A 5,570-nucleotide genomic window follows, 5' to 3' on the forward strand; every position below is an offset into this window, starting at 1 on the left:
GGGCAGGCTGAACGCGGGATGGCCGGCGAGGGTGACGGCATAGGCGAGCGCGAGCCAGTGGAAGTAGGATTTTGTCGGCGCGCCGTCGATCTCGGCCGGATAGAGCTCGGACCAGGGCCGCGGGCTCAGCGTAATGGTCGGGCTGATCAGCACGTCGCACTGGCTGAAGAAGGTCTGGAATGCGCGATAGATCCGCGTCTGCGTCGTCGCGGCGCGGGCGTAGTCCTCGAGCGTGTAGCTCAGGCCTTCCTCGACATTGGCCCGCACATTGGGGCCGAGCATCTCGGGACGCTCCTTGTAGTTCTTGCCGTGCATCGCCATGAACAAGGCGGCCCGCAGCACCGCGAAGGCGTCGTCGGCCCCGGTGCAGTCCGGCGTCGCCTCGCGGCATTCCGCTACGAGCGGTGCGAGCTTCGTCATGCGATCGCGGAACACGCGGCGGATGAGTTGCTCGGTCGGTGCGAAGCCGAAATCCTCGGTGAAGGCGACGCGCAGCTTGCCAAGCTCCGCGGGATGCGGCGGGGCCCAGCGCTCGGCGCGTCCGCGCAACGGCTCGCCCGGCAGCGTATAGGCCAGCGGATCGCGGGCGTCGTCGCTCGCCATCACCGACAGCATCAGAGCCGTGTCGGCGACGTTGCGCGCCATCGGTCCGTCGGTCGACAGATTGGACCAGCCGAAGGCGCGCTTTTCACTGGCCACGAGGCCGGAGGAGGGACGCATGCCGACGATGCCGGCATAGCCGGCCGGATTGCGCAAGGACCCGCCGGTGTCCGAGCCCGAGGCGAGCGGGGCCATGCCGCAGGCCAGCGCCACCGCAGAGCCGCCCGAGGAGCCGGCCGCCGACTTCATGGGATCGAAGGGATTGCCGGTCGCGCCGAACACGGGGTTGCGGGTGTTGCCGCCCGCCGCCCATTCCGGGGTGTTGGTCTTGCCGAAGATGATGGCGCCGGCGGCGCGCAGCCGCGCCACCGAAGCCTGGTCGGCGGCCGGTACGTTGTCGCGCAACAGGGGACTGCCATAAGTGCTGCGCAGCCCGGCGGTGTCCTGCGTGTCCTTGATCAGAACGGGGAGCCCGTGCAGCGCGCCACGATCCTCGCCGCGCAGGATGGCGGCCTCGGCCGCCTTCGCCGCAGCGCGCGCGCCCGGCTCGTCCAGCGTGACGACCGCGTTGACGGCTGGATTGACAGTGGCGATGCGGGACAGGCAGGCGTCGAGCAGCTCGACGGGCGAGATCGCCCGCGCGGCCAGCAGGCGGCGCAGGTCAACGGCACTGGAATCGCAAAGTCCTGACAACGCCCATCCCTTTCAAATTGTGAAAACGATTTAGCATATCGGAAAGTGTGCATGGCGCATCAATATTCGTCAAATCGCGCCGTTTCGTGCACAAATCCTGGCTGATTTGCCCGTCGGAGGACCAAACGGGGTCTCTTAGGGGCGGAATCACCCGAAAAGATTAGATGGATCGGCCAACATTTTTTCCCGACGGGGTGGTAGAGAAGCTGCATGAGCGAGATCGCGACGCCCGAAGGAGCCAATTCCCAGCTCGGCCACTGCCTCAAGGCTGCCCGCCAGGCGCGCGGCCTGACGCTCAAGCAGGTGGCGGAGCGGACAGGCATGGCGCTCTCGACCCTGTCGAAGGTCGAGAACGGCCTGATGTCGCTGACCTACGACAAGCTGTTGCAGCTCACCTCGGGCCTGAAGATGGAGATCGCCGAGCTGTTCAATCCGGCGATCGCGGCGCCTGCGCAGGGGCGGCCGGTGACCGCGCGGCGCAGCATCAGCCGGGCCGGGCAGGGCCAGGTGATCACCACGAAATTCTACACCTACACTTATCAATGCACGGACCTGATCGGCAAACGCATGGTGCCGATCATGGCCGAGGTCCGCGCGCGCTCGCTGGACGAGTTCGGCCCGCTGCTGCGCCATGCCGGCGAGGAGTATTTCCTGGTGACGAGCGGACGCGTTGCCGTCCACACCGAGTTCTACGCGCCGGAGATCCTTGGCGAGGGCGACGGCATCTATCTCGACAGCACCATGGGCCACGCCTACCTCAACGCCGGCGATGCGTCGTCCGCCACGGGCGTCTGTCTCTGTACCAGCGAGGCGCCCGATCTCTACGATCAGCTCCGCCAGATCGCCTCGCGCGACGTGGCGGCGCCGGGTGATGGCGAGCCGCCGCAATAGCGTTGTCGCTCATTGAAACGAAAAACGCCCGGCCAGGCCGGGCGTTCGCGTTGGTTGTTCGTCTTATTCGCCGCCGCCGAAGCGGCGCGACCACCAGCCGGCGCGACGCGGTGCGGCCGGCGTTTCGCTTGTCTCCTGCGGCGCGGGCTCCGGAGCCGGCGCGGCAACCGGCTCTGACGCCTGCGCAACGGGTGCGGCGGGCTCGGGCTGGCTGCTCGACAGGAAGCTCACCTTCTCCCGGACGGTGGAGCGGCGGCGCGCGGCCGCCTTGTCGTCGGATGCGGGCTCTTCCTCGGCGACCGCGGGAGCAGGCTCGAGCCGGGCCGGAATTTCGGCCTGCAACTCGGCGCGCGGCTCAGGCTGGGTCACCTGCGGCTCAACAGCGTTGACGTGCTCCGAATGCGCGATCGAGGGCGCAGTCTCGCCGTTCGATCCRTCGAAATCGGCAACCGCGTCGGTCGCCTCCGACGGCGGATTGCCGCCGAGCTCGTCGCCGATGGAGCCGGCGAGACCTTCCTCGCCACCACCGCGCCGACGGCGTCCGCCCCTGCGACCACGCCGGCGACGGCGCTCGCCGCCGCCCTGCTGCTCGCCACGGGCCTGACCCGCCTGGTCCTCGCCTTCCTCGCCGTCCTGCTCGGACTCGGCATCCTCGTCGCCTTCGCCGGCCGCCACGGCCGCCTCCGCAAGCATGGGCGCGCCATCCTCGCGCAACTCGCCGTCGCGCTGGCCGCCGCGGCCGCGCCGACGCCGACGTCGCTTGCGGCGCTGACCGTCCTGCTCGGGCGTTGCTTCGCCAGCGGTCTGTTCCTCGGCGAGACCTTCGGTCTCCTCGGTCTCGATCTCGGATTCGAGTTCGGAATCGAACTCCTCGTCGTCATAGGCCTCTTCAACCGCGGGTGGCGGGCTTGCCGCGGCCTGCGCCGCGAGCAACGCCTTGGCGGCCTCGAGCGTATGCACCTGCTCGCCGCGGTCGATGAGATAGGCCTGCGGTCCGCTGACGCTGGGGTCGGCGATGACAGCCAACGTGACCTTGAAGCCGTTTTCGAGGTCGCGCAGATGACCGCGCTTGTGGTTCAGCACATAGAGCGCGACGTCGGTGCGGGTGCGGACCACGAGGTTGTGGGTCGCGCCCTTCATCAGGATCTCTTCCAGGCCGCGCAGCAGCTGGAGCGCAACCGAGGACACCGAGCGCACATGGCCGGTGCCGCCGCAATGCGGGCAGGGATCGGTCGAGGATTCCAGCACGCTGGCGCGGATGCGCTGGCGCGACATTTCCAAGAGGCCGAAATGCGAGATGCGGCCGACCTGGATACGGGCGCGGTCCTGCCTCAGGCAGTCGGACAGCTTTCGCTCGACCGCGCGGTTGTTGCGCTTCTCGTCCATGTCGATGAAGTCGATGACGATCAGGCCGGCGAGGTCGCGCAGACGGAGCTGGCGGGCGACCTCTTCGGCCGCTTCCAGATTGGTCTTGAGCGCGGTGTCCTCGATGTGGTGCTCGCGGGTCGAGCGGCCGGAGTTGACGTCGATCGAGACCAGCGCCTCGGTCTGGTTGATCACGATGTAGCCGCCGGAACGCAACTGCACGGTCGGCGAGAACATCGCATCGARCTGGCTTTCGACCCCCATCCGCGAGAACAGCGGCTGGCCGTCGCGATACTGCTTCACCGCGCTCACATTGGCGGGCATCAGCATCTTCATGAAATCGCGTGCTTCGCGGTAGCCGGATTCACCGGCGACCGAGATCTCGTCGATCTCCTTGTTGTAGAGGTCGCGCAGCGAGCGCTTGATCAGCGAGCCTTCTTCATAGACCAGGGTCGGGGCCTGCGACTTCAGCGTGAGGTCGCGCACCGTCTCCCACATCCGGATCAGATATTCGAAGTCGCGCTTGATCTCGGGCTTGGTGCGGGCGGCACCGGCGGTGCGCAGGATGATGCCCATGCCCTCGGGCACGTCGAGATCCTGCACCACTTCCTTCAGGCGCGAACGGTCCTGCGCGCTGGTGATCTTGCGGCTGATGCCGCCGCCGCGCGCGGTGTTCGGCATCAACACGGCGTAACGGCCGGCGAGCGAGAGATAGGTCGTCAGCGCCGCGCCCTTGTTGCCGCGCTCTTCCTTGACGACCTGCACCAGCATCACTTGGCGGCGCTTGATGACTTCCTGGATCTTGTACTGGCGGCGCGGACGGAAGGTGCGCTCCGGCACCTCCTCCATCACGTCGTCGCCGCCGACGGATTCGACGACTTCCTCTTCGGCTTCCTCGCCGTCTTCATCCTCGTCGTCGTCCTCGTCCTCGGCCCTCGCTTCGGATTCGTGATGCGGAGCCTCAGAGCTTTCGCCGGCAGCGTAGACGGCATCGGCCGGTTCAGCGGCGGCCGTCACGGCTTCGGCGAGAGCTTCAGCGTGCGCTTCGGCGGCGGCGGCCTCCTGCGGCCAGGTCACGGCCTCGGTCGCGGGTTCGGCACCAACGGCTGCGACAGGCGCRGGCGTCTCGCCGGCGTGATCATGGTCGTGATGGTCGTGCCCGCCGTCATGGCCATGGTGATCATGATCGTGATCGTGATCGTCATCATGGGCGTGATGATGATCGTCGTGCCCATGCTCGTCGTGCCCGTGATCGTCGTGATCATGGTCGTGATGATGGGCTTCGTGCTCGCCGTGATGCTCGGCATCGGCGTGCAGATGCTCGCCCTCATGCGGTGCGCCCTCGGCGTGCTCGGGCCGGGCCTCGCCATTGGCCATCTGGGCGGCGGGATCGGCGCCTTCGACGATATCGCTGCGGACGCGTTCGCCATGACCGCGGCGGCGGGCATTGCGGTGGCGCGAGCGGCGGCGGCCGTGAGAGCGGTTCTCGCTCTCTTCCTCAGCTTCGCGATGGGCCTGTTCTTCGGCCTCGATCAGCGCCTGCCGGTCGGCGACCGGGATCTGGTAGTAATCGGGATGGATTTCGCTGAAGGCGAGAAAGCCGTGGCGGTTGCCGCCGTATTCGACGAAGGCGGCCTGGAGCGAAGGCTCCACCCGGGTGACCTTGGCGAGGTAGATATTCCCGCGCAGTTGCTTGCGTTGCGCAGTCTCGAAATCAAACTCTTCGACGCGATTGCCGCGGACCACGACGACCCGGGTCTCTTCCGGGTGGGTGGCATCGATCAACATCTTGTTGGGCATGTCTTAACTCTTGGCGGCGGCGGGCGCGATTCACCGTGGGCGCGATGTGCGCTGCCGGGTGACGCGACGGTCCACCTGATTCGGGGGTGAGGGGAAGGCCGAAACACCGTCTCTCGCGCCTTGCCGAACCGGAAGCCGGAGGACCAAGGCGGCGCGCGGGAGTTTCACTCCGCAGCGTCGCGAATGATCCTTCAGAATTCGTCGGCACAGTCTGGCGCATC

Annotated in this window: 4 protein-coding genes; 2 read left to right on the forward strand and 2 right to left on the reverse strand. The window is 67.4% G+C overall.

All coding sequences use genetic code 11. The annotated features are described in order from the left end of the window. Positions 1-1,293: amidase (locus ACXJL8_RS32345; protein WP_456686246.1), on the reverse strand; the 1,293-nt coding region annotated here is incomplete at its 3' end. Between the two features lie 210 nt (positions 1,294-1,503). Between ACXJL8_RS32345 and ACXJL8_RS32350 the strand changes: the two genes are divergently transcribed. Then, complete coding sequence (locus ACXJL8_RS32350; protein WP_456621190.1) at positions 1,504-2,184, forward strand: helix-turn-helix domain-containing protein; 681 nt, start codon at positions 1,504-1,506, stop codon at positions 2,182-2,184. 63 nt (positions 2,185-2,247) lie between these two features. On the opposite strand, the gene ACXJL8_RS32355 is transcribed toward ACXJL8_RS32350, so the two are convergent. Then, positions 2,248-4,626 carry an Rne/Rng family ribonuclease gene (locus ACXJL8_RS32355; protein ID WP_456686247.1) on the reverse strand — a complete coding sequence of 793 codons (2,379 nt, stop codon included), beginning with the start codon at positions 4,624-4,626 and terminating at the stop codon, positions 2,248-2,250. Here ACXJL8_RS32355 and ACXJL8_RS32360 point away from each other — a divergent pair. Next, the gene (locus ACXJL8_RS32360) at positions 4,588-5,439 is read left to right on the forward strand and encodes a hypothetical protein (protein ID WP_456686248.1); all 852 of its coding nucleotides are present in this window, start codon (positions 4,588-4,590) and stop codon (positions 5,437-5,439) included. The two genes, ACXJL8_RS32355 and ACXJL8_RS32360, sit on opposite strands and share 39 nt — an antisense overlap. Positions 5,440-5,570: the final 131 nt, after the last annotated feature.

It is taken from the genome of Bradyrhizobium sp. P5_C11_2 (assembly GCF_054049755.1).